The organism is Butyrivibrio sp. (assembly GCF_017433805.1).
Lineage (GTDB): Bacteria > Bacillota > Clostridia > Lachnospirales > Lachnospiraceae > Butyrivibrio.
In genome coordinates, this window is the sequence record NZ_JAFRGN010000066.1 from 25867 (window position 1) to 52217 (window position 26351).

General features: G+C 41.6%; 19 protein-coding genes. 5 read left to right on the forward strand and 14 right to left on the reverse strand.

Annotated features, from left to right (window positions below; all coding sequences use genetic code 11):
- Nucleotides 1-39 precede the first annotated feature (39 nt).
- The 4 genes from IJI01_RS14210 to IJI01_RS14225 all read left to right on the forward strand — a co-directional run bounded on the left by IJI01_RS14210 (nucleotide 40) and on the right by IJI01_RS14225 (nucleotide 3581).
- The gene (locus tag IJI01_RS14210; RefSeq protein WP_292191865.1) at nucleotides 40-360 is read left to right on the forward strand and encodes a hypothetical protein; all 321 of its coding nucleotides are present in this window, start codon (nucleotides 40-42) and stop codon (nucleotides 358-360) included.
- A gap of 171 nt (nucleotides 361-531) precedes the next feature.
- Nucleotides 532-1734, forward strand: a complete 1203-nt coding sequence (locus tag IJI01_RS14215; RefSeq protein WP_292191867.1) for a 2-hydroxyacyl-CoA dehydratase family protein — start codon at nucleotides 532-534, stop codon at nucleotides 1732-1734.
- Nucleotides 1727-3292 carry a 2-hydroxyacyl-CoA dehydratase family protein gene (locus IJI01_RS14220; RefSeq protein WP_292191869.1) on the forward strand — a complete coding sequence of 522 codons (1566 nt, stop codon included), beginning with the start codon at nucleotides 1727-1729 and terminating at the stop codon, nucleotides 3290-3292. The genes IJI01_RS14215 and IJI01_RS14220 overlap by 8 nt, the downstream gene beginning before the upstream one ends.
- Before the next feature lie 121 nt (nucleotides 3293-3413).
- A complete protein-coding gene (locus tag IJI01_RS14225; RefSeq protein WP_292191870.1) occupies nucleotides 3414-3581 on the forward strand; it encodes a hypothetical protein in 168 nt (55 codons plus the stop codon).
- A gap of 71 nt (nucleotides 3582-3652) precedes the next feature.
- Here IJI01_RS14225 and IJI01_RS14230 read toward each other — a convergent pair whose 3' ends face one another.
- From IJI01_RS14230 to IJI01_RS14250, 5 genes are all read right to left on the reverse strand, one after another.
- Entirely contained in the window at nucleotides 3653-4471 is an 819-nt protein-coding gene (locus IJI01_RS14230; RefSeq protein ID WP_292191871.1) for a hypothetical protein, read from the reverse strand.
- A gap of 553 nt (nucleotides 4472-5024) precedes the next feature.
- On the reverse strand, nucleotides 5025-7325 hold the full coding sequence (locus IJI01_RS14235) for a hypothetical protein (RefSeq protein WP_292191873.1): 2301 nt from the start codon (nucleotides 7323-7325) through the stop codon (nucleotides 5025-5027).
- A 179-nt stretch (nucleotides 7326-7504) separates the two neighbouring features.
- Nucleotides 7505-8143, reverse strand: a complete 639-nt coding sequence (locus tag IJI01_RS14240; protein ID WP_292191875.1) for an orotate phosphoribosyltransferase — start codon at nucleotides 8141-8143, stop codon at nucleotides 7505-7507.
- A gap of 121 nt (nucleotides 8144-8264) precedes the next feature.
- Nucleotides 8265-8552: a hypothetical protein gene (locus tag IJI01_RS14245; RefSeq protein WP_292191877.1), complete on the reverse strand. Its 288-nt coding sequence runs from the start codon at nucleotides 8550-8552 to the stop codon at nucleotides 8265-8267.
- Nucleotides 8553-8646: 94 nt separating this feature from the next.
- On the reverse strand, nucleotides 8647-11109 hold the full coding sequence (locus IJI01_RS14250) for a beta-mannosidase (RefSeq protein WP_292191880.1): 2463 nt from the start codon (nucleotides 11107-11109) through the stop codon (nucleotides 8647-8649).
- 193 nt (nucleotides 11110-11302) lie between these two features.
- Between IJI01_RS14250 and IJI01_RS14255 the strand changes: the two genes are divergently transcribed.
- Nucleotides 11303-11827 carry a helix-turn-helix domain-containing protein gene (locus IJI01_RS14255; RefSeq protein ID WP_292191883.1) on the forward strand — a complete coding sequence of 175 codons (525 nt, stop codon included), beginning with the start codon at nucleotides 11303-11305 and terminating at the stop codon, nucleotides 11825-11827.
- An 82-nt stretch (nucleotides 11828-11909) separates the two neighbouring features.
- On the opposite strand, the gene IJI01_RS14260 is transcribed toward IJI01_RS14255, so the two are convergent.
- The 9 genes from IJI01_RS14260 to IJI01_RS14300 form a co-directional block, all read right to left on the reverse strand.
- A complete protein-coding gene (locus IJI01_RS14260) occupies nucleotides 11910-12284 on the reverse strand; it encodes a response regulator (RefSeq protein ID WP_292191885.1) in 375 nt (124 codons plus the stop codon).
- A 90-nt stretch (nucleotides 12285-12374) separates the two neighbouring features.
- Nucleotides 12375-13424 carry an ABC transporter substrate-binding protein gene (locus IJI01_RS14265; protein WP_292191889.1) on the reverse strand — a complete coding sequence of 350 codons (1050 nt, stop codon included), beginning with the start codon at nucleotides 13422-13424 and terminating at the stop codon, nucleotides 12375-12377.
- A 12-nt stretch (nucleotides 13425-13436) separates the two neighbouring features.
- Nucleotides 13437-14477: an ABC transporter permease subunit gene (locus tag IJI01_RS14270; RefSeq protein ID WP_334299780.1), complete on the reverse strand. Its 1041-nt coding sequence runs from the start codon at nucleotides 14475-14477 to the stop codon at nucleotides 13437-13439.
- Entirely contained in the window at nucleotides 14477-15547 is a 1071-nt protein-coding gene (locus IJI01_RS14275) for an ABC transporter permease (RefSeq protein WP_292191895.1), read from the reverse strand. Before IJI01_RS14275 ends, IJI01_RS14270 begins: the two co-directional genes overlap by 1 nt.
- The gene (locus IJI01_RS14280) at nucleotides 15544-17058 is read right to left on the reverse strand and encodes a sugar ABC transporter ATP-binding protein (protein ID WP_292191898.1); all 1515 of its coding nucleotides are present in this window, start codon (nucleotides 17056-17058) and stop codon (nucleotides 15544-15546) included. Before IJI01_RS14280 ends, IJI01_RS14275 begins: the two co-directional genes overlap by 4 nt.
- Nucleotides 17059-17223: 165 nt before the next feature.
- Entirely contained in the window at nucleotides 17224-18216 is a 993-nt protein-coding gene (locus tag IJI01_RS14285) for an ABC transporter substrate-binding protein (protein ID WP_292191899.1), read from the reverse strand.
- Between the two features lie 139 nt (nucleotides 18217-18355).
- Entirely contained in the window at nucleotides 18356-19684 is a 1329-nt protein-coding gene (locus tag IJI01_RS14290) for a sensor histidine kinase (protein ID WP_292191901.1), read from the reverse strand.
- Entirely contained in the window at nucleotides 19681-21303 is a 1623-nt protein-coding gene (locus IJI01_RS14295) for a response regulator (RefSeq protein WP_292191903.1), read from the reverse strand. Before IJI01_RS14295 ends, IJI01_RS14290 begins: the two co-directional genes overlap by 4 nt.
- Nucleotides 21304-21349: 46 nt before the next feature.
- A complete protein-coding gene (locus IJI01_RS14300; RefSeq protein WP_292191905.1) occupies nucleotides 21350-26197 on the reverse strand; it encodes an InlB B-repeat-containing protein in 4848 nt (1615 codons plus the stop codon).
- Between the last annotated feature and the right edge of the window lie 154 nt (nucleotides 26198-26351).

A 26351-nucleotide genomic window follows, 5' to 3' on the forward strand; every position in this document is an offset into this window, starting at 1 on the left:
TCGTTTATAAAGTTTTTATAAAAAATGGAGAAACAAAACATGAAGAACTATAAAATGTTTATTGCAGTAGTTATGGGTTGCTTTATGCTTACAGGATGCGGAAACGCAGCTGTTGAGTCTGCTATTACATCTGATACAGAGAGAGATATCGTAGTTGAGTTCACTGAGGGTACAGAGCTTACAGCTGATCTTATTGCTGAAATCGAGGCAATGACTTCAAGCAGCTACAAGACACATCCTTATGAGAGATGCTACAGATTCGAGGCTAACGAGGCTTCTTACGAGGCTATTACAGATGTTTGTAAGGCACTTATCGAGCTTCCTTATGTTAGCGACGCTCACACAGAGTATCACAAATAATTTAAACCCGCTTATAAAGGGCCTGTGATTGGTTGTTAACCGGTCGCGGGCCTTTTTTACGCAATTTTTTAGAAGTTTTGCACTAATAATTGACACTTGTGTCTCATTCCATTAGACTATCTGTATAAAAATTTAATAAATTTTTAATAATTTGCAAGGACGGGGGAAAGAGTGAAAGATTTAAAGCATTTGATTTTTTTTGAGAATCTGCTCTTAGAGGCTAATAATGAGTTGATTCGGCAGGCCCAGGCTGATTCAAAGGTATGCGTTGCATATACCTGTGAGAATACACCTGAGCCGCTTCTTAATCTTGGGGGATGTTTTTCAGCAAGACTTCGTGCGCCTAGAACAGGCTCTCTAGATATTTCTACATATTATATGACAAGTTTTCTGTGTGAGTATTCCAGAGCACTTTTGGAGCGTGCCATCGAGGGCGGCTTTAATTTTGCTGACTGCATCATCACGCCTGATGGATGCTCAATGATGAACCGCTGCATAGAGAACATGGAACTTCTTAAGACTATGGGAAAAGGTAAAGAGAATTTCTTTTTCCAGTACATGGAGATTCCTATGAAGGCCGACGATAACGGTCTTAATCTTTATGTTCTTCAGTGTCAGAATCACATTTTGAAGCCACTTCATGAGCACTACGGAATTGATATTTCCGATGCTGCCATCAGACAGGCTGTTAAAGAGCATAACCACATCTGTGAACTTATCAGAGCTATCGGTGATTATCGTAAGGAAGAAAAACCTAGAATTACAGGCTATGAATTTGCTGTAATTACTCTTTCTACTTACGTTGCACCTAAATATCTTCTCGTTGACAAGCTTGAAGAGACTCTCGAAGAGCTCAAGACACGTGAGCCTGATGAAAAGAGCAAGTTCAGAGCCAGAGTACTTGTTGCCGGCTCTGAGGTTGATGATACAGATTTCATCAAGCTGATTGAGGACTGCGGCGCTTATGTGTGTGCTGACCGTTTCTGCTACGGCTCTCTTCCAGGCAGAAATCCTATTGTTCTTAATGACGAAGAGGATGCACTTACTCAGATCTGCCGAGCTTACATGAATAAGGGCGAATGTCCTAGATTCATGAACACAGACAAAATGGACCACAGAAGAATTTATATCGATGAATTAGCCAGGGAATACAAGGCTGACGGTATCATCTATCAGCAGATGAAATTCTGCGATCCATGGGCATATGAGAAGATGATGGGCTCCAATATCCTGAGAGATAAATATGGCTATCCTGTTCTCGCTGTAGACAGACCTTATTCTATCGGTGTTTCCGGACAGATGCAGACCAGAGTACAGGCTTTTGTCGAGAGCATCGAGATCAAAAAGATACAGAGAGGTGCAGTAAATGGCTAAACAGATTGGCGCCGACAGATTAGGCGATTTTTATAAAGAAGGCTCCAGAGTCCGCAAACGTCGTGAATGGCGTGGACTTAGAGACACATTATATGATTATTCCAGATGGCTCTGGATCATGATGACACTTGCTAAATTCGTAGCTAAACCACGTAACGTAAAGGCTATGTTCAGATACCGTTGGATGGCCAATTATCTGGCAGTTCCTATGATGGTAGACAGACATACTCAGGGACTTAGAGGTGAATACCTCAGAATCTGCCACACAGAGCAGGATCTGGTTATCAAGGACGTTGCTAACCTCCTTGATGCTCTCTTTAGAGGCGACAGACGTATCGGCAATGACAAGAAATTCTCTGATCAGGTCGTTCTGGTTGATGAGAACGAGATGACAGCTGTAATGATGGGCTTCCCTAACCTCAAGGTTTTGAGTCGTGAAACACCATCTACTTACGTTTCAGTTCTTCTTAATCAGCGCGCTGCTTGCCACTACATCGACGTTGCACAGCAGTTTGGCCTTGCAGGTGATGTTTGCCCTATGCCAGAGGCTGAAGCCGGAGTTTCAATTGACGATGATGCTCCAATCCTTGGCGCATGTGCTATTCAGTGTAATACTACCTGCGACGGATCTCTTCTTGGTAACGGTGTTATTTCTCAGCGTCTTGAGCACGAGAACGGAATCCCTGTATTCCAGCTTGCTGCTCCACTTCGTCACAGAGAAGACGATGTTCAGGACTACGCTGCTCAGGAAATTCGTAATGCCATCGCTTTCGTAGAGAAACATACAGGCCACAAGTGGGATTGGGATGCATACTTTGAATGTGCTAAGCGTGTTAACTACGCAACCAAGTGCCGTATGGAATGGCTTGAAATGAACCGTACACCATATCCTCAGGTATTTGGGTCAAACCTTGCTCTTTATACTGAAACTAACTATATGGCTATCTGCGGCAGAATTGCTGCTTTTGAGAAAGCTGATGCCAAGATTACCAAGCTTGCAAGACAGGCTTATGACAAGAAGATGATGATGGCCAAGGAATATCGTCATCGTGCCATTGTATGGGGTGTTCAGTCACACTTCTACATGGACTTCCTGTTATGGCTCCTTAACTGCTGGGGCATCGTTCCTCTTACAGATATGCTCTCAATGGTTTCAACCAAAGAGCTTGTAACAGAGGATACACCAGAGAACAGAGAGCAGGCTATCTACGATATGGCTTGGCTTACAGAGAACATGATCATGAGAAACAGAACTCACGGTGGATACAAGGTTCTTTTGGATGAACTTTGGGAGTTTGTTGAGATGTTCAACGCAGATATGGTTATTCTTTGGGAGCACATGAGCTGTAAGGCTCTTGATGGAATGCACGGCTTATTCGAAGAGAAGGCCCGTGAAAAGGGTATTCCTCTTGTATGGGTATCACATGACCTCTTCGATCCACGTATCATTTCCCGTCAGGGCGTACGTGATCAGATCAACTCCTTCATGCGTACAGTTATGCAGGAAGAACCTATTGATCCATCACTTGAGATCCTCCCAGACGACATGTCATGGTAATCAGGCCTCATTGATACTTATATTGAGTAATAATAATTAAATTGAGTAATAAATAGAGACACAAATATAGCCTCAAATGTAGTAATACATTTGATATATAAATAGTAATTGGAGGAACAAAATGGCCACATTTTTACTTGTTCTTAAAATAATAGCAATTGTTATTGTTGTATTCTTTGCGCTGACCTTCACTGTATACATCTTCAATCTTGACATGAAGCTTACAGCAGCCATCGAACCAATTTTGCTCAAACACTACGATAAGATCGACAGAGATCAGCATCTTTAATAGAACGACGTTTGGGTTTCTGACATCAATTATAAAAGTAGATAGCCCCTCACCTGCCGGTGAGGGGTTTCTCATTCTAAGCACATTCTTTTAATATTCGGAAGATAATCTGCGATATTGAACGGGTGCTCCTCATCTTCAAATGTCATTACCAGGTTCTCTCCTTGAATTATCCCTATTTGCGGAAACTTTCTCATCTTCCAGAAAAAACCATCTCTATAATTATCCGCATGCATTTTCCCAAAATGTTCAATATATATTTCTTTTCTCCTTTTGACATTGAGCGCTGTAAAATCTGGATTGAAGCACTTTGAGCCTTTGTAATAGTATGGTTCTTCGTATTTATAGGGAATTCCTAATCTAGCCAAAGTATCAGCAATTATGACTTCTGATTTAGATCTTACTATTTCTCCATTAGCAGTAGTAAATAACAGTGATTCTGGATGATTTGATATTGGTTCATTATCATCAGATGTACTTATTTTCTTGCGACTTGTTTCAAGCCACTTCTTAATATACTCTTCATCAGAGAGGATGTATGGAGTGATAAGCTTACGTCTGGCTAGATTGTATTCATTATGTATTTCACATACCTTTTTATCTTTATATAGCGCTATTAGCTTATCCAAAAGCTCAATTCTAGCTTCTATATCACTGAGTATGTCTAACGCGTATCCCTTCTGCGCAAGGCTCACAGCAAACTTTCTGTCTGAAGCCTTTATATATGTGCCATATCTGTCTGCAGAATCCTTGCGATGATAATATACCGGTGTATCCTTTGACCTGGTAGCCCTTAATGTACCTACAGGCGCTCTTTCTACGTCGTTTCGTGCTCTTTTCATTATTCTGAATAGCAAGTCACGCTCCAACTCCAGTTCCTCTATATTCATTGAACTGCTCCTTAATTAAATTTGGTCCATACAACATGAATAGTGTGTTTGAACGTCCGAATAGACCACACTTTTCTATGAATTACTAAGACATTGAGATGTATTATAATCATTGATATCTTAATTTGTCAAATATTTTACCGCATTTCATAATTCTTTTTGTTTGCGGTAAAACCATCTAATCCCGCTACTTTACTTACTTTACCGTAAATACTGATTCTCCTATCTTTCGGTAAACTCTACTCAAACCGCCTTTATATCTCTTTTACCGCATTCTCAGCTAACCTTCGCTTGCGGTAAACTCTACCCAAATCACTTCTACATCTCTTTTACCGCACTCCAAGCAAATCTTCATTTGCGGTAAACTCCACTTAAATCACTTCTACATCTCTTTTACCGTATTCTAAGTTATTATCTACTTGCGGTAAAATTCTACCAATTTACTCCTGTCCGCGTAGTCACCCAATCAAAAAAGCCTCCACTTCCCATCAAAAAGATAGTGGAAGCACAAAAAATCCCCAGTACCTGTTCGAAGGTACTGGGGACCATAGTTTTATGCGTTTTCTTCCTGTTTTTCTGGAACTTCTCTCTTTTCGAAGTGGTTATATATAGCACTAATACCGAAGCAGAGGATACCACTGATAAGGAAGCTAAGTGCGTGTCCAAGTGTATTCTCGTAAGTTGTATCAAACATGATGAACTTAACTACACATATCATTGAAATAACAAGTCCGTATACACGAAGCTCTTTAGCTCCATATTTCTTATTGAAGCCAATCAGAATGCAAATGATCGCATATACCAGAATGAATACGCTGGCAACATAGCCCTTGGCATCATAGCTGTAAAGAGCTGCCAAAAGGATGACTCCATACTTGATTCCTGCATAGAGTCTCTCATCGCTAGTGCCCTCAATGTGATGCTTGAGATTGATGCTTGCAAGAGTAACAGTGTACACTAGAGCGATGCTGGCTGTGTATTTCTCATCAAATGTAACCATGCTGAAGAGTCCGACTAACATACCTACAACATTCAAGACGTTGAGCATGATCCATGTCTCGTGATTACTCTCTCCCTGTGCGTTTCTATCGAGCTTGCGCAGGATCATAACCGCGTTGAAAAGACCTGCTGGTACTGTCATCAGAATAGTCTTCCAATCACCTGTAACCTCGTCCCTTCCGCAAATAGCGTACACCATAATCAAAAGATTGATAAGTGTAAATACATAGTAAGTAAGCTTAAGCTCAGCGCTGTCATTTAAGATGAATGCCTCAATTACAAATACAAACAGAGCAAACGCAAATGCCATTACGCTAAACATAACTGCTTCGCCACCGCATACCTCGATAACTGCGAGAATAGCCGCGATAACAAATGCCTGCCACTTATAATACTTATTACCTGTCTTGATTCCCCAAAGAGCAAGTGGTGCAAGGAACAGGTAGAGAATTCCTGTATCAAAGAATTCATTTACATTGCTATAAGCAAATATTGATGCGATCACAAGCCATACACTGATCCATATAATGCTAAATAATGAGTAATTGTTAGCAGTATCCTTTTTATCTGTCATGATCATAGCGACTTCAGCAGCCACTCCGATAGCAAGTAAACCAATAACTCTTACAATATCTGGTGTATCAAAAGCACTAAGAATTCCAAAATAAGTAATAGCAAGGACTGCTGCACTAGCTAGTGCAAAGTATGGATTTGATGTCTTTTCCTTGAAAAGATCTCCAAATGTAAAGTACACAAATGCAGCAAGTGCAAGGATTGTCATAATAACAAATGCTATTGTATAAGCTGTGCCTCCATCAAATGCAAATCTGAGTACACATGAATACTGAGCCATAATAGCAAGATTTACACCACACTGAATCTTACGCTGCAGATCATTCTTCCAGAAGATATACAAATGAGCTCCGCCCATAATGATCAGATATGCTAAAAGAGGAATGATAAGTGCCTCATCATCTATAGCAAAAGCAAGCAGTGATGAAATCACAAAACCTGCATTACTGATAACCTGGAACAGCCAGTTCTCCTTGCGAGCAAGGAACAAAACTGCTGCGCCCCAGATCAGCATAAGTACATACATTGCAATGTCGCCAATAGCTTCAAACGACATCCTCGTTACAAGAATAGATATATAACAGCAACCTATTCCACATGCTAAAAGCGCGGTAAATAATGAATTCTCAGGCTTCTTCTTGTGCATGTAATAAGCAAACGCTGAAATTCCAATGCTTGCTGTGAACATCATTGTGATCTTCACGCCATCCCCAAGATAAGGAATGATAAGACTAGCAAACAAAACAAGTGCCACAAATATCAAAACGCTGGCAAAGATGCTCATGAGATGTTTACCAATCCATGATTCTGTGCTCTCAGCAGGCTTAAATACATTACCAGCTCTCTTCTGCTGATTCTGATTTGAATTAGGCTGAATCATCACCTGACCTGGCTGAACCACTCTGTACACTGGCTGCTGAACAGGTGCTGCCTGTGCTGGTATTTGCTGTGGTTGCTGCACTGGTGCCTGTTGCTGAATCGGCTGAACTGGCACTTGCTGCTGTACAGGCTGAACTGGTACCTGTTGAACTGGCACCTGCTGAACTACAGGTACTTGCTGTGGCTGTACCGGTATCTGCTGCATAGGCTGTGGTGCTACCTGGTTGTTAGCTTCTGCCAGCTTCAATCTCTGGGCCATAGCAGCCTGTTGAGCCATCAGATTTTCCTGATTTTGCTTGATATTTCCAATCATTTCTCTGGACTTATCAAGGCTTTTCTGAATACGATCAACTTGATATTGTATCGTAGTCAGCTCGTACTCCAACTCTTCTATTTGTCCCATACACTACTCTCCTCTGTCATATAATTACGAACAGTAATAGTTATTATATACCAAAAACAATATAAAGAGCGTAAATGTGGCACTAAATAGTCCGTTTTTTTATACTTTTTTGCAAAAAAAGAAGCAGAGCAACTTTCACGTGTTGCACTGCTTCCTACTACGTTCATCAAATCTAATTCTCAAATCGTAGAATATCCGTATCCATTACAGATAGCATCAACAGGAACTCCTGATTTGCAAAGAGGACAGTTGTCATGACTGTAGCTTGCATAATCTGGGAAATCTCTTCTGGAGAAAAGAGCTCTGATAGGAGTATTCTCAATCTGAGTAGCGATAGAGAATACAGCTGAGATACCAACAGCCTCGCCCTTATAGAATCTTACTGAATCAAGGGCTGCCTGAAGTGTTCCACCCGTTGTTACAGAATCAATAAGAATCAAAACCTTTTTGCCATTGATCATGTGTTTAATATTGTCTCTGAACATCATCTGTCCGTTAACATTGGTCTCAGGCTGTGTAATATACATAGTCTTATGTGAATTCATGGAGATAATTCCCGCCTGGGTAAGCTTATCTGCCATATATGAACCTACTACTTCCATACCGTTAAGGCACAGGATCGTATCGATGACATCAGATGCAAGATACATTTCTGCTAGAGCTTCGCCTGTTGCTCTGGCCTCTTTCATTCTAGCCTTGGTATCACTTAGATCCATGAAATAGTTGACATGGGAATGTGGTGTAACAAAATGACCTGGTGTAATTCTCAAAATAACATCGCTATGTCCAGCATATTCAATCTTATTGTAATTCTGCATTATGCGTCCCTCCACATACTTTGTAGGCATACTGAGTGTCATATTAATCATATCATTAAAGCGTTTATTTATCCACTCAATAAAAAAGGCCACTGGGGACTAACCCAAGTGACCCGTTTAATTATTCTTTTTTCTCTGCCTCTCTGAGCTTCTTGATGCCCTCAATAGCAGTTTTATATATCAGCGCCATGTGTCGTGAGGCCGGGTCATTCATATCGCATTTACTCTGCATCAATTTAAAATGTTGCATAGCTTCATCAATGACCGACTTGGAAATAACGTATCCATCACAGTATAATGTACCGGTCTCTGGATCAAACCTGGACTCTTCAAATCTGGTTTTGGCATAATCGCCAGCACCCATACTGGCTGCAAGCTGATTGATCAAATCTGTTCTACTATCTGCCATACGAATTTCTCCTTTCACAGGAAAATTTTATCATATCTCCGTACGGTAAAACGTAAAAATTTTATAACTTTTTGATAGCATTTCTGACCTTCAGTTACTTCCTGATTCCCACAGATCTAACCTTCAAACCTTCAGTATTTCCGCTGAGTATACGAACTCTCTTCTCTCCGGCATTAAGATCAAAATAGTTGTCTGATAAGAGAAGATCATCGTTCTCGTTGCGAATCTCAATACTCTTAGCATATGTCTTGGCAGAAACCACAATCTCATCACCTTCAATTCTATACTCAAGCTCAGGATCTGCGAATTTAAAGTGCTTAGGCGGGCAGAAAAGAACTGTTCCCTCTGATACAACCTCGCCCTTTTCCAGTACCTGATAGCTCACATAGTTCTCGCGAAGCTCCGCATGATCCATGTCTTTTTCCTCAAACCAGGTTGTGGAAAGCGGCTCAACTGCGAGGATTTCCGCACCAGATTCAATAACATCTGCTTTTGAATTTCTAAGCTGCCATCTGACCTCAAGTTCATGTTTGTCCATGGTCTCATTCTGAACATTGAGCCTTATAGACTTCTTGATTGGATCTGCATCGTCATTAACGCTGATTCTCTGATCAAGGTATCCCTTCTCTTCGCATGAGATAAGGATTGGAGCAAAGAATCTCTTAGCGTAATACTGAAGCGCTTTCCATCTGCCTTCGTAGTCGATAGAAGCCCATGAAGCTACTGGCCAGCAGTCATTGAGCTGCCAATACACTGTACCCATGCATCTTCCTCTATTCCTACGGAAGTGCTCAACGCCGTATCTGATAGCCTCAGCCTGAAGAAGCTGAGAATAGTAAACAAGCTCATCAAGACTCTCTGGATAGAGGAAAGTCTGGCTCATATAGTTCATGATCTTACCATTAGCCGCATTGTTACGCTGATGCTTCTCCATCACATATGAGAAGATATTGCGGTCCTCTGGCTCAGTGAAGGTCTCAATAGTCTTAACTGAAGGGAATGACTGGAAGCCAAACTCTGACAGGTATCTGAAGTGGAACTGACGATACGCTGTAAATGGCTGATTGCCATGCCAAACCTCCCAGTAATGAGCATCTCCTCTGTTCTCATCATTAGGGTCATCAAATCCTCCGCCTGATGATGGGCTAGCAGGCCAATAATAGGTCTGTGGATCCAATACCTTGAGAAGTCTTGGGAAAAGATATTCATACATCTTAACGTAATCGGACTTAAGAGTGAATTTAGCTCCCCAGTGCTCCTGTCCTACAAAGAGCTCCATCTCGTTATTACCGCACCAAAGTCCAAGGCTGGCATGATGACGAAGTCTCTGAACATTCTGAGTAACTTCTTCGCAGATACTCTGCTCAAAGTCCTCTGTAAGTCTGTAAACAGCGCATGCAAACATCAGATCCTGCCATACAACAAGTCCCAGCTCGTCGCAAAGATCATAGAAATCATCTTCTGGATAATATCCGCCGCCCCATACTCTGACACAGTTAAAGTGTGAATTAACGCAGTGTGTAAGAAGCTGTCTTGTACGCTCTTTGTTAACTCGGCTAAGGATATTGTCCTGTGGAATGTAATCTGCACCCATGGCAAAAATCTTGACGCCATTAACCACATGGCAGAACTCCTCACCAAATTCGTCCTTCTGTCTGGAAATAGTCATGGTTCTAAGACCAATTCTCTTTTCCCAAACATCCAGAAGCTCACCATCAGCATCCTTGAGCTCTACTCTTACAGTATAAAGAGGCTGCTTACCATAGCCATTTGGCCACCAGAGCTGTGGATTCTCGATATCTACTCTGTATGGAGCACCTAGATCTTTAACAACCACCTTACCATCGGGATCTGTAACAGTAACAGTTGTTATCAATCTATCCTTGTTATTCCAGTCAAAGTTTTCTGTATGAGCTAATCTGCACTGCGTTTCTACAGCCAGTGTTACCTTGCCATTTTCATGATTCTGTCTCACATAAACATCTGACAGTGTAGCTTTCTTTATTCCAACGAGACTTACTGGTCTCATGATACCTGCATCGGGCAGTCTTGGACCCCAATCCCAGCCAAACATATAGTGAGCCTTACGGAGCTTAGGGAATCCTTTAGTACAGTCCTCAGAGCCTAATACGGGGTCATTTTCGAATTCTTTTTTAATAAAGGCATTAGGAGAGTGGAAAACAATTTTAAGCTCGTTTTCGGCCTTTAAACTCTCTTTTACGCCATATCCATATGTCTTATGCATGTTGCAGACGCTGTCCACAAGATTGCCGTTGAGATAAATGTCTGCTACAGTATCGAGCATCTCGAATTTGAGCAGTACTTCATCGCAGCCCATAAGCTCATCATCCTCAGGAACTGCAAAGCTCATGCGATACTCATAGTCATAGTCCATAAGGCGAAGCGCCTCATCCTCATTATCCCTGTAATATGGATCCTCCATGAGGCCATTATCAAGCAGATCAGTATAAACAGTTCCAGGAACAGTAGCCTTGTACCACTTGTCCTGATCCATTCTGCGCATTTCCCAATTGTCATGCAGATATCTTGTAATCATATAGTTTCCTTTCCTGTAATTCCTTAAAAGCATCAAATTCCATGGCATTAAACGCCTTTTTCATTATATCGCATTTGCTTAATTAATCATGCAAATTAGCTTCATTTTTTCTAAGAAATAAGATAATATATAGATGTTGTGGAATTCAGTCACATGGAAACGCAATATATAAGGGTTTTTAAGGGGATAACAAATGGGCAAGAGATCAATTAGAGAGAACAAGAACATATACTTTGAGAGCCGCGAAGAGGCCGGACTTACAAGAGCACAGGCCAGCGAGATCATTGGAACCATCAGTGAGAGCCGTCTCGAGAAAATGGAAACCGGCAAAACTGCCATCTATCCTGAGGACGTTGTAGATATGGCTGCTGCTTACAAGAAGCCAGAGCTGTGCAATTACTACTGTACTCACGAGTGCCGAATCGGCCAGGAATCAGTACCTGAGGTTAAGATTTCATCTCTTTCAGAGATTGTCCTTGGTATGTTATCAGCTCTCAACTCACTTGATAAACAGAAAGACCGACTCATCGACATCACAGCAGATGGCGAGATTACAGAGGACGAACTTCCAGATTTTGTCAGAATCCAGGAGCAGCTTGATCAGATCGACCTTACAGTAGAATCCCTCAAGCTCTGGATGGCCAGCACAATTGCAGAGGGCAAGATTGATAAGAAGACATTAAAAGAAGCTACAGAGAAATATAAAACTAAGAAGTAATATCTTTTCACATAAGACAAGAAAAGGCCTGCCAGAATCTAGTATTCCAGCAGGCCATTATTATGCAATAAATTAAATGGATTTATTCATCGTCGTTATCAAACACCTTATTAACCGCTGTCATTACGTCTGCAGCAGTAAATGGCTTGATAACAAAGTCCTTGGCGCCTCTCTTAATAGCCATTACGATCATGTTCTCATATTTCTGATCTGAGCACATGATTACATTGGCATTGCCGTCGTACTTGATAACCTCAGTAAGAGCGTCAATCCCGTTCATTTTAGGCATATTAATATCGAGTATCATGAGATCAGGCTTCTTTTCCTTGTAAAATTCAACGGCCTGAACTCCATCCGTCGCCTCCCCAACAATCTGAAACTTCTCAGGGTCAAGTGCAGATTTCAGCATTTCTCTCATAAAGGTCGTATCATCGGCTATCAGTATCTTTCTCTTCATAGTGACCTCCTTAGAAAACATCCTACCAATATTATTATGGCCATTAATTCGTTAGTTTACAAATAAAATATTGATAAAATGTCAGACATATTAATTGTCTATGCTCTGAACAGCATAGCTTACGCCATCTACTTCAACCTCGGTCACATCAGGGATTGAACTAAAGAGCCTCTCGTCAACATAGTTGAATTTATCCGGAGTTTCTCCAGCAACCAGCATGTCAACAAGCGCCTTAACTCTTGGTCCATGAAGAGGATTACATTCAGCGATGCATGAAATCTTGCCCTCTTTGGCGTAGTCCAAAGCCTCTTTGTTAACTCCATCAAAAGAAACAACCATGATCTCACCTTTTCTAAGGTTTGATCCAACTTTTTTACCAGCAGCCTCGATAGCATCAATAGCTCCAATTGCCTCGTTATCGTTCTCACAGTATACGACATTTATGTTGTCAAAGCGCTTCAAAAGACCTGCCATAACCTCTCTGCCCTTGGTCTCAGTGAAATCTCCTGATACCTCAGCCATAAGATCCCAGCCATTTTCTCTGGCTGCATTAGCAAGTCCTCTTGTTCTGCCTATCTGTGCAGTTGAACCTATTGTTCCCTGAATATTAACTATATGGAGCTCATCCGCATCCATACCAATGCTCTGAGCATAGCTCTTTATCCAGGCAGCCATTTTACGGCCTTCCAGCTCGAAATCTGAGCCAACCCAGCAGGAATACAGTGTCTTATCAGGAACATCTACTCTTCTATCAACGAGGATCACAGGAATTCCTGCATCTCTGGCTTCGCCAAGAACAGTATCCCATCCGCTCTCTGTAACAGGCGCTAGAACTATGTAGTCCACCTCCTGCTGAATAAAGGTTCTGATAGCTGTTATCTGATTGGCCTGCTTCTGCTGACCGTTTTTGTAAATGAGGTTATATCCCTCTTCAGGAACAAATGCTGACTGCATCGATACAGTATTGGCACTTCTCCAGTCAGATTCTGCTCCCAACTGCGAAAAACCTACTGTGATAAGCTTCTTTTCCTCAGTGGTGCCCTCATTTGTATTATCCATCTGTGCAAGACTGCTCCCGCAGCCAGTCATTACAGCCACTGACAGGAGCAGTACCATCGCTATTTTAGCAATTTTTTTCATAAAAGATTTGTCCTAACCCTTTAATGCCTTTTGCTTCTGAACCATTACAACACTCTGGATGATAAGGAAAATGCAAAGCATAGCAGCAATTGTGATTCCAGTCCACCATGCATCGTCAAGACCTGCTGATGCAACGATTGTCTGGATTGTACACAATGACAATACACCGAAAAGTGTACCGATAAGGTTACCAACACCACCTGTAAGCATTGTTCCACCGATGATTGATGAAGCAATAGCATTCATCTCCATACCCATGGCATGGCTGGCAGAACCAGAACCTACATGAAGGAAATATACATATCCGGCAATTCCTGCCAATACGCTACAAATAAGGTGTGACAAGAACTTAGTTCTTTTTACATTGATACCCAGCATAAGTGCGCTCTGCTTGTTTCCTCCAACTGCATAGAAGCTACGTCCGAGCTTGGTCCAGCGAAGTACTACGAATAATAATAACACAACTGCAAGGGCAACGATTACACCAATTTCAACATAAGCTGGTACATAGATACCTTTTCTTGTGTAGGAACCCATGCCAGGAACGATGATTCTTGTGTCCTTGAGGGCTACAAATGTAGGATTCTCAACGTTGAAAGGTGCAGTATTAACGATTGTTGTCATACCTCTTGCAAAGAACATTCCGGCAAGAGATACGATGAATGGCTGAATATCAAGGTATGCAACCAGAAATCCCTGTACAATTCCGTACAAAAGACCTATTCCAAGAGCGATACCAATTGAACCAATAATGCTTCCACCCATCTTATCAAGATATACAGCACAGCACATGGAAACCAATGCAACAACACCACCAACTGAAATATCAATACCGCCTGTTATCATTACAATACTCAGTCCTACTGAGGTTATGATAAGTGCAGAGTTAGCATTCAGAATGTTGAACAGCATCTGTGGCTTGGTAAATCCACCGCCCTGGAAGATGATTGCTCCAATGTACATTACAAAAAAGATTACAATAGTGATGATCAGCAGCAAACTTGTATCATTTACCTTTGTGAAAATGCTGCCTTTTTCATTTGTCTTTTTCATCATGCTGCCTCCTTTCTTGCTGGAGTCAGCTTCTTGAAGAACTTGCTTGTGCCTTCTCTTACTGTAGGAGCAGAGAATACAACAAGAATGATAACAACAACGGCCTTATATGCTGCAAGAGCATCTGACTGAACATCGAACTTATAAAGAGTTGTTGTAAGGAACTGAATTACGTATGCACCAAGGATTGAAGCCCACATGTTGAACTTACCACCTGAAAGGGCGTTTCCACCAAGTGCTACAGCAAGGATGGCATCCATCTCAATATCTTTAGCTATAACTGAATAGTTGATAGTTGAAAGTCTGCTGACCTTGATAAGTGCTGCAACAGCAACGCAGAGTCCTAAGATTACAAAAGAGAGAATCTTGATCGCTGTAGGATTGATTCCGTTAAGTCTTGCAGATTTCTCGTTGATACCTACTGCCTGTGTATAAAGGCCAAGGTTTGTAAACTTAAGTACAAGTGCGATCACGATGATACATGCGATCATGATAAATACTGTTGTAGGAATCGGAATTCCCGGAATAACGCCGCCAAAATATGAGAATTTTGGATCTGGAACGATTGGAAGCTCGTTGTGGTTGATCCATGCAGCGATTGAACGTCCAGCTGTGAAAAGAATCAGCGTAGCGATCATAGGCTGAATCTTGAAAATAGCTACCAGTGAACCGTTGAAAAGTCCACAAGCCATTCCTACAAGGCAGGCAACAAGGAAAGCTACGATGATAGGTGCCTGAATTGTCTCAGGACGTGCAACACCACCGCAGAGGATTCTCAGCATAGCAGAACCAGCAATAGCTATAGTAGCACCAACTGAAATATCCTGTCCGCCTGAAGCAGCTGTAACAAGAGTCATACCGATTGCAAGGATACCAAGCTCTGAACCGAAATCCAGGATGGTTATTAAACTTCCGGATAACATAGGGTTTCCGGCATTGTTTGTTACTAATGTGATCTTAAAAAAGCTTGGATCGTTGATCAGGTTTATAAGTGCGAGAATCAGCAGCGCGATTACAGGAATAAAGAGCTGATTACCCACGATCCTTTTTAATATATTCTGATTTTTCATACGTTACTCTCCCCTGCTATCGTGCTCATAATCTTGCTCTGAGTCAGGTCTTCTCCAGATAGTTCCCCAACTACCTTTCTATCTCTCATGACTACTAACCTTGAGCACGTTCTCAGCATTTCATCCGTCTCAGAGGAAATAAAGGTTACGCTCATTCCCTCTTTTGCAAGCTCTAATACGAGCTTCTGAATATCCACCTTGGTTCCTACGTCGATACCTCTTGTAGGCTCATCAAGAATCAGATATTCGGGATGCATCAAAAGCCATCTGGCCAGAATAACCTTCTGCTGGTTACCACCGGAAAGAGACTTGATAGGTGTATCTGCAGATGCAGTCTTGATGTTAAGCTTTTTAATGTATTCATCTGCAAACTCATTAGCCTGGCGCTTACTAAATGGCTTAAAGAAGCCTGTAAGAACCTGATATGCCAGGATTATGTTATCTCTAACGGAAAGATCTCCGATGATTCCATCAATCTTTCTATCTTCTGGAAGATAAGCAATACCTTTTTTCATAGCATCGATTGGCTTGTTTATCTTAACCTTCTGTCCACGAACCTTAACAGATCCATTTATTACTCTGTCCGCTCCAAAAATCGCTCTTACGCACTCACTTCTACCGGATCCAAGAAGTCCTGTAAAGCCATTAACCTCACCTTTTTTGATATAAAAATCAAATGGCTTGATTCCGGCATTACTCTGAAGCTGCTCTGCCTCAAATACCTTCTCGTCCTTATCATCCCCGCTGTAGGCGCCTTCTTCGCCCTTTATATCTGACAGATCATCCATCTCTTTGCCCAGCATCTTGGCTACCAGCTGAACTCGAGGAAGATCCTTTATTTCGTATTCACCAACAAGCTGTCCGTCACGAAGAACTGTGATCTTGTCGCATACCTCGTAAACCTGGTCAAGGAAGTGTGTTACGAAGATGATTCCTACTCCCATGGCCTTAAGGTCTCTCATAAGTCCAAACAGCTTTTCAACTTCCTGCTCATCAAGAGAAGATGTAGGCTCATCCAAAATCAGAACCTTACAATCCATATCTACAGCTCTTGCTATAGCTACCATCTGCTGAACTGCGATAGAACAGCTTCCGAGCTGCTGAGTTGCTTTTGCCGGAATATCCAGCTTCTGTAAAAGGAGTTCTGACTCCTTGTTCATTTCTTTCCAATTGGTAAAAGCGCCTTCGCCTCTTCCAATAAACATGTTCTCAGCCACAGTCAGATTAGGGCAAAGAGTAATTTCCTGATAAACAGTACTAATACCCAATTTCTGTGCATCCTGTGGTGAATGTATCTGAACTTCCCCTTGACCCTGAAGGCTTATAGTACCCGCATCCTTGGAGTACACACCTGTCAGAACCTTTATAAGCGTTGACTTTCCAGCACCGTTCTCTCCCATAAGAGCATGAATCTCGCCCTTATTCAGGGAAAAATCAACATTCTGAAGAGCCTTAACACCTGGAAATTCTTTGCATATCCCCCGCATTTCCAGTACTCTTGATTCTTCCATAATCCAGTCCCTTTTTCTTCCCTATTCACTAAATAGCGGTGCGGTTCTCCTCTGTGAGGACGCCGCACCGCGCTAAATGTTATATATCATATATATGTTCGGTCCTCAAGGTTACATTTTTTGTCTGCAAGCATCCAAAAATGTAACTTTTCGTCCCTATATCACTCAGATACCGTAGTTGTCTACATCATCCTGTGTGATTGTTGTAGCATCAAAGCCCTTCTCATCCATGATGATTGTCTTCTGAGCAAGTGATCCGCCGCTCTCAAGAGTCTTGATGATATCATCGATGTAGCTAGCCTGGAATGGGTTACACTGTCCATCATAGTTCCAGTTCTGAGCAAGGAGCTCTTCAAGTGCCCACTTGTTGCAGTCGAAGCACATAACAACAACGTCTTTGCCAACACCGTGTGAGATACCAGCTGCGTCAAGAGCTGCAACAGCGCCCTTAGCCATATCGTCGTTCTCAGCATAGATTACGTTGAAAGGTGTGCCAGCGTCGATAACTGACTGAACGATCTGCTGTGCCTTCTCTGCGTTCCACTCAGCTGTCTGCTGCTTAACGATGTTCCAGTTAGCTTCTGCAGCAACCTTAGTATCAAGAGCACCACTACGTCCCTGCTGAGCTGCACTACCCATAACACCCTGAATATGGATTACGTTGTACTCAGAAAGGTTCTGGCCTGCAAGCCAATCAACAGCTGTCTGGCCTTCCTTAGCCATGTCTGAAACAATAGAAGCCTCATAGAGACTAGAATCAGCATCGATAGTACGGTCGAAAAGGATAACCTTTACGCCTGCGTTCTGAGCATCCTTAAGAACTGAATCCCAACCTGCTGTATCAGCTGCTGAAAGGAGAAGATAATCAACATCGTCCTGGATAAAGTTCTGAGCTGCCTGGATCTGCTCATCGTTCTTTAAGCTGTAAGCAAAAGAAGCGTCATATCCGTTAGCCTCAGTGAATTTAGCCTTAAGGTCAGCATCGTTAGCTGTACGATAACCAGACTCGTTAGGGTCGTTGTTGATAATACCAACCTTGATAAGTCCGCCTGATGCGCTTCCGCCATCTGACTTAGCTGCTGGCGCAGCACTTCCACAAGCAACAAGGCTAAGTGTCATTGCTGATGCCATGAGAATTGACAACACTTTCTTCATCATAACAAAAATCCTCCTAAAAACTTAATCTCTTTTACTAAGGCCTATTCCTTAGCTAAGATAATTGTAGCTTTCAGGAGGAAAAAATACATAGAAAATAACTCAAAAAGAGTTGATTTTTTTATTTTATTTTAATCTTGTTTCACTTTTTTACGTTTCCGGTTAAGATTTTCGGCAAATAAATTGTTACATCAGTTCCTTTGTCCAGTTTGCTGTCGATCGTAATGCCGTACTCATCGCCAAAATTAAGCCTGATTCGCTCATTTACGTTGTACAGACCATAAATAGCACTCTTATCAGAAGAATCCTGTAAAAGACTATCTCTAACCTCTTTTAACCTGTTCTCATCCATTCCGGCGCCGTTATCCCTTACATGAATAGCGAATCCGTTCTCATTCTCAGCTCCGGTAATAGTGATCTTACCACCGCCCCTGCGGTTCTTAATGCCGTGATACAGCGCATTTTCTACAATAGGCTGAATCGTGATCTTTGGAATACTGTAATTATAGATATCTTTGGCCACATTTATCTCATAGGATAAAATGTCCTGATACCTTATCTGCTGGATTTCCAAATAACTTGTAACATGCTGAAGCTCTTCTTTTACAGACACTATCTCTTTTCCCTTATTAAGAGAAGTCCTGAAGAACTCAGACAAGCTGCCAACCATGCTTACAACCTGCTTCTGATTGCCGGACTCTGCAGACCATACGATCGCATCCAGTGTATTATACAGGAAATGAGGATTTATCTGCGCCTGAAGCAGCTCAAATTCTGCTTTTCGCAGCTGCTTCTGTTCCTCTTTAACCTGCTCCTCAATAGGTCTTGTGATCCAAACAGGCATCCACAGAGATATCAGAACAATGCATGCCAGCAGGAATACAAAGATAACGATTGATATTTCAAGTGCTCTACTAAAGAACGCTCTGTTCTCAGCCTGAGTTACCTGTAACTGCTTATTTTCATAATAGATATATTCATTAATTGTCTCCTTTAAAAGAGCTGTAACAATCTGAACATCATTCTCCCAGATCAGCATATTTGCTTCATATCTGTTCTCATATTCAAGATTTTCCTTGATTCTGTCTGTATAAGTCTCCAGATTGTTCAGATACTTCTCAGCACTTGCAAGCCTCTTCTGATTATCGTGAGTATCCGTATAGTCCTTGAGGCCATTTACAACGCCCTTAGCGTCGCTTAACAGCGTAGGAAGATTGGAATTCTCCCAGGTAACATTACCTACAATTAAAAGATATGTCTCGTAGTCGAAATCCTCTTTGAAATCCAAACTGAACTCACTGGCTGCAACCACTGAACTCAGCATGTCTTTGTATCTCTCGTTGGTCATCCAAAAGCTGTGGAACGCATAGAGCATAAACACCAGATTTGGTATCAAAAGAATCATATAGGATATTCGAATCTTATTAGCTAGCTTGTAGTCATGCTTATTTGTACTTTTGCCAAATATCACCTTGCTGCCTCCATCTGCATGCCACTTCTATATTGCGTAGTAGTAACACCCTGGGTCTTTTTGAACAAATATGAAAAATAGTGCGGATCCTTGTACCCTACCAACATAGCTATCTCGTTGCTCTTCTTGGAAGTGGTGCAAAGAAGCCTTTTAGCCTGTTCCATTCTATAATCGGTCAGATACTTGATAAATGGCTGACCTGTTTCCTGCTTAAATACTGCGCTCAGATGATTAGGTGAGAAATTAACATGCGCTGCCAGTGTATTAAGGGACAACTCATCCTCAGCGTAATGCTCTTCAATATAAGAAAGAGAATCCTTGACCATGTCATGATACTTGCCAGAATAGTTGTTATCTCTGATTCCTATGGCAATCCTGATTGTCTCGACCAGGTAATCTCTGGTTCTGTCCTCATCTGCCAGAATCTCAGGAGTAGGTACTGCCATCTCCTCATCTAGCTTGTCTCTGTCGACTCCAAGGTCATTTTCTACGAAATCAGCCACGCAGAAATAGATGTCCATTGCAATATACTGCCTCAGCATTGTGGATTTGATGGCATTATTGCCCATTCCCTTGAAGAATTCGTCCAGGAACACCTCTGTTTCGGACTCATCTCCGCGTCTTAGAAACTCTTTAATGTGCCTTCTGTCTATATGCTTGGGATCAATTGTTGATAAAATAAGGTTCTCATTTACTGGCTGAAGCTCTTTTTCCGAGCCCCAAAGGAACCCATTATCAGAAGTAAGGTAAATATGCGCATAAGCTCTGCTAGCCCAGTTAAAGGAATCTGGTATCTCTGTGATTCTGCCTGCGCACTGACCCACTCCACCAAAATATCGCATGTTATGATATTTGCTCATAACTGCTTCAATCGCGCTTATACTGCGCTTTATAGACTCTGTAATCTTCTCTTCTGATTCACCTCTGAACAAAAGAGCTATGCCTTCTACATTCAGGTCAAAAAAGATAGCGCCCTCTTTGTCAGCAATCTCGCGGATACTGGTTTCTGCATCCAGAACGCTTCCTGAATACTCAAAAGCATCGTGTCTTGTAGACCACAGCTTTAAAAGAACTACATTGTAGCATGGTCCTGAAATATCTATGCCAAGCTTCTTGGCGCCTTCCAAAAGCTCAGGAAAGCTCCTACCACCCTTTAACAGGCTCCTGAAGAACTCAAGCTTATCCAGCTCTGTCCTCTCCTGCATTTCAGCCTCATAGCGAAGGGCAACTTCTCTCTCCTGCTTCTTTTCTTCAACCTTTTCAGCAATAGCATCAACCTCTTTTAACAGGTTATCTCCGCTTATAGGTTTAGATAAGTAGCAAGAGACGCCAATTCTGATGGCCTCTCTTGCATACTGAAAGTCTTCGTATCCAGTTAAAAGAATGATCTCAATCCATGGATATTCTGCCTTGATCAGACGGCTCAGTTGTAATCCGTCCATAAATGGCATTTTGATATCGGTAATCACAATATCAGGCTGCTCTTTCTGTATCATCGAATAGGCAATCTCCCCGTCTGACGCCTCTCCACAGAAATCGTAACCGTGTGCTTCCCAATTGATATTATTCTTGATCCCCTCTCTGACGACAAACTCGTCCTCCACTAAAAACACCTTCATCATACTCTTCCCAACAAATCCCCAATTACTAAATATTATGCCTTAATCAATTGCTGGCCACAAACTCATAATCATGCTCATCTGTGCGAACAGCGCTAACTATAAGCCTTCTGTCCTCTTTTGACGTACATGTCGCAAGTGTGATCACATGGTCTGCTTCTGTAGCTTCTATGCCGGTTTGACGGTATGAACCACCCTCTATATCCTGAAGCATTTCCCACATGCCCTCAGGATTCTTGCCGTAAACCCAAAAAACGTCATGATTGTCAGGCACTTCTTCGTAAGCAAATATCTGATATCTATAAACTCCATCCTTGGTAAATACTTGGAAATACTGGTGTTCGTCATAATATGACGCATCTGTCTTATAATATCTAAGCTTACCAAACATGGATAGATCACGCATATTATGGCCATAAATAAGGCTATGTGGATCTGAAAAATCAGGTGTGGATTCTCCATCAAGGAAAATCGCGCCGGCTTTCGCTTTTTCACCATTATAGGAAGTGCTAAGATACTTGGTATTGTCCCCAGAATACATTATAGGATAGCTGATATCCTCATTCTCAAAGTATATCCATCCTATCACATCTGGGTACTCTTCGGAAAGAGTATCCATCTCAACGCTGGCCTCATCCCACCAAACTGTGTTCTCAGCATTGACTGTTTCAGTCTTATCTGTAACTACAGGCAACTGCTGTGTTTCCTGTACAAAAGTCTTGTTGGCGTTTTCATATGTCCTCTCAGACCTATGATACTCAAGAGACGTTACGATCAGTACTCCTGCGGCTATCAGCACAACAACTCCGCTGACAGCAAGTGCCAGATCACGTCTTTTTTCATTGACCTTTCTGGCCAAAAACTTAAAAACCGTTACAATTACAAGCCCTACCAGAAGAAAGAAACGCGTTACCTTCCTGACCGTCTTGTTATTAGAAAACTTAACCTTACCTTCCTTAGCACGGGAATACAGATTGCAGCTAAACACTACAAGTGCACTAACTAAAATCAGTACCCACAGCCAAACTGGTGGAAGTGTATCATTCGTACGAGCTGCACGAGCGCCATTTACATCGCCATCTTCATCATCGTCAGCATCTTTTCCCTCGCCGTTAACGAATCCAGCGTATAAAGTGAGATTTGAATTCACTGGAGTATCAAAATTATACAGTGTCTTAGCTGTCTTATCTGAATACCATCCCTTGAAGGTATATCCCTCTTTTACCGGATCAGCTGGTCTGGCAACCTTATCTCCTTCTAATACCTGAACTGTTGTAGTTGGTGTAATACCGCTGAATGTTACGGTATAAGTCTTTCCATAGTATGCTGTCAACGTCATGTTCGCTGTAACAGGAGTGTTAAAGTCATACGCTGTTGGCTTAGTGGTAGAAGAACTACTACTTGTTCCCTTGTACCAGTACTGAGCTGTAACTCCATCCTTTGTAGGCATTCCTTCTGGTGCCGAAACCTTCTCTCCTGCTTTAACCTTTGATGTCCATGTCTTTGTTCCATCATTGAAGGTTACTGTGTAGTATACTTCTGGCTTATACGCTACTGCAAAGCTTGAGAAATTACTAGCATAGATATAAATCTTACCAGCATCCTTATCAAGTCTGAAAGTACCATCTGATCCTGGATTATCCGAGCGTAACTCCTTAGCTTCACCATCATGACATCTGAACACTCTTACGTCTTCTTTTTCCTTAAAGTCGTAAGAAATAACTTCTGTCAGCACCACAGGGAGCTCTGCCTTTCCTTCATAAAATCCGTCATCGTGAGACACAACTCCAGCTTTTTTATACGTGAAACTTACGCCATAATAATCTGCTGTATATTTTGTTGCTGTACTTAATCCAGTACTGTTTGCAGTTGATCCTGTTGTAGCTGAAGCATTACTATTGCTGGTAGTGGTCGTAGCAGTAACCTTATTGTACGTAGGCAAAATATTTGAAATGGCGGTTTTATCTGTAGAAGTTGCAGCACCATTCTTCATTTCAATTAAAATAGTCTCGCTTGGTTCTCCTAATCTTTTAGCATAGGCGTCTAATTCGCTTCCACTAAGCTTTACACTCTTAATATTTCCAGAGCTATAAGAATTCGATGTGGCCATCTTAGAAACTGGCTTCAATATTCCATTTGTTGATACTCCTGCAAAAGAAAGCGCAAACTCAACAATATCATCGTCATCTACTGCTTCCCAAGAAAGTGTCGTTTCAGGTATTACTCCTTCCAATAAGTCATCAGTCTTATTTGTAAATGGATGTAGTTTACTTCCACTTTTCTTAGCATAGTAACTAGCATCAGACGTATACGGAATTAATACCAAAGAAGGAATTTCATCTCCTGTACCTGCATTGACCGCAGCTTGTGCTGTATCAAGATCCTCAGACCTGATAACATCAATATACTTGTAGGAGCTTGTAGTAGTTTTATGTGTTTCAACGACCAATGTTTCAGCATCAACATTTCCAAATTTAACATTTCCGCCAAAGGCAAAATTTTCATTTCCTGAATTTAACTCTACATCAGCAAATAGTACTCGTGGTGCAGTATCACTAAAGCTAAATCTCATTTTTTTCGGAGCACTAGGCGCTGTAGGTGAAGTTGTATTGGTGTTGTACATACTCCATCCAGTACAGCTAGGTGTTGTTGGAAGCATAGTGTTTTTCCCATCTATAGTAAACTGACCAACAACATCAAAGTATTTATTATCGGAAGAAATAGTATATGCTATAACACCATTAGTAACATAACATTGATCCTTACTTCCATACGAATTTGTCCATTTTCTGGTATTCTTATCTCCATTAGCAGTAACAATTTGGACTTCCTTACTTGGGTCTCCATTTACAATGCATCTATATCTCACGCCATTATCAGTCATAGTACTGCCATATACAGCAGTATTAGCACGGTCTATACATACCCATTTTCCTTTTTCATTATCATAATACTGCCACTGATATAGAATTAACCCGCTTGCCAATTTATTCACATCTATCCCTAGTGTGAATGTTTTTTCTCCCAACTTTTGACCGTATGGGTATTCGCAATCAAAAGTATAATCGGTAAGCGTATCTATAGACACAGAAATATCTCGTGTATCATTATCAGTAAACTTAACTTTAATGACTTTCTCACCATCAAATGGTTGTCTAACTATTAAATACCACTTTTCTGTTACATCCTTTTTATATACACCATCTATAATATTATTCTCATCTGTTGGATCTGCTAGTCTATCTATAAAAAGATAATCACTATCGTTCTGTTCAACCAATGTAACACTATTAATTGTTTTTCCCGTTACCCCAATATTTGCTAGATAATCATCAATGCATGTAGGATTATCAGTAATTGGTAAGTCATCCTTTCCTGCGGTTTTAAAGATAACTTTATATGGCGAAAAACTATCAGTCGGCGCCTCAAGTACCTTCACATCCTCGAACTCCACAACCTCAGCCTCAAGCTTCTCAGCCTTAAGCACAGAATTCTCATCGAAAATAGTTAAGACACGCTCTTTTTCGCGCTCGCCACCAAGAGCCACAGCTTCTACTTCCTTTGGCTCATCTTCTACTTCTTTTTCATCTATGATGTGATAAATCTCAGCTTCGAGAGTCTCGTCTGCAACCTCGGCAGTTTCAAAAGAAACCACAACACGGCCCTTTTCTGTGTCAGGCTGTACCTCGTAGCCCTCTTTGTCCTTAATTGTGATATCGAAGGTGTACTCTTTTACAACGTTCTCAGACTCAAGCTGCTCGTCAACTACCTCTTTTACCTTCTCTTCGTCCTCAGCAGCAAGCTTCTTGGCAGTTACTCGTGAGCCCTCAGGGAATACTCCCTTGTCAGCTCTTACGCGGATTGTAACGTCGTCAACAACCGCCTTTTCATCGAATGCATAGAAGTCATCAGTAACTGTAACAGTGATAATTGGAAGCTCATCTTCCACGTAGTATGTATCAGGAATCAGCAGAACTGGTGTGAAAAGATATATCGCACCCTCTTTATCCGCCACGAACTCTTCTACTCCATTGTTGTACTCAGGCTCTAGAATCCACTCAACATCAGAAATCTGCTCAATGCTCACGCCTTCCTTCTGAGCCTTGGTCTCTTTAGCATCTGCTGCATATGCTACAGCTGGAATTCTAAAGGTGTTCTTGAACCAGGAAACAAGGCTTTCTTCTGAGGTAGCCTCTGTAGACTCCTCTGCGCCTGATTCTGTAGTGTCCTCTTCAGGAACATCAATTACTTCTTCGCTACTGCCTGCATCTGAGTTTGTGCTCTCCTCAACAGGTGTATCTATAGTTGGAGCTTCCTCATCTTCTATTGTGCTTGTATCACCAGAGTAAATCTCTTCTTCGTAAGTCTCTTCTTCGCTAAGCTCGCTTGATGCATCCGATGGCGCTATTTCCTCTCCATTCTCGTCAAAGAAAATAATCTCTTCTCCTGAATCCTCAGAAGCTGCTGCATCACTTTCATCCTCAGAGCTGCCCTTTTTCGCGCGCTCTTCCTCTTCCTGTTCAGCCTGTTCGCGTTTCATGCGTTCTCTTTCCTGCGCAAGTCCTCTTTCAATTCGCTCATCATGCTCATAATCAGTTTCTACCGCTACTTCAAGTGTATCCGGCAGTTCCAGATCCTCAAGGCTTCCCCCAACCCTGACTTTCTGATTAGATATATTTTCTGGCAGATCAGTAAAATCAGTTATCTTATAATAGCTGATACCTTCCTCGCCGTAGGCGTTTTCATTCTCTTTTTCCTCTGCTACAGATGAAGCTTCCGTGCTGGCAACACTAGAAGACTCTGCTGCGCTGTTATTAGCCGCAAAGGATGTAACACCAATGTTGGAAAAAAACAGGACTCCTGCAATTAAAATTGAGACAACTCGCTTTTTCATACCCTATCTCCACGCATAAAAAAATATAATTTCCCAGATAATATTTTATTACATTATCGGATAAATTTGTCGAAATTTTATTCTTTTTTTAGAAAATCTTGGGACCACTTTTTCGATAAAACTAGGTCAGAACAGATTTTAGACTTTATTTAGA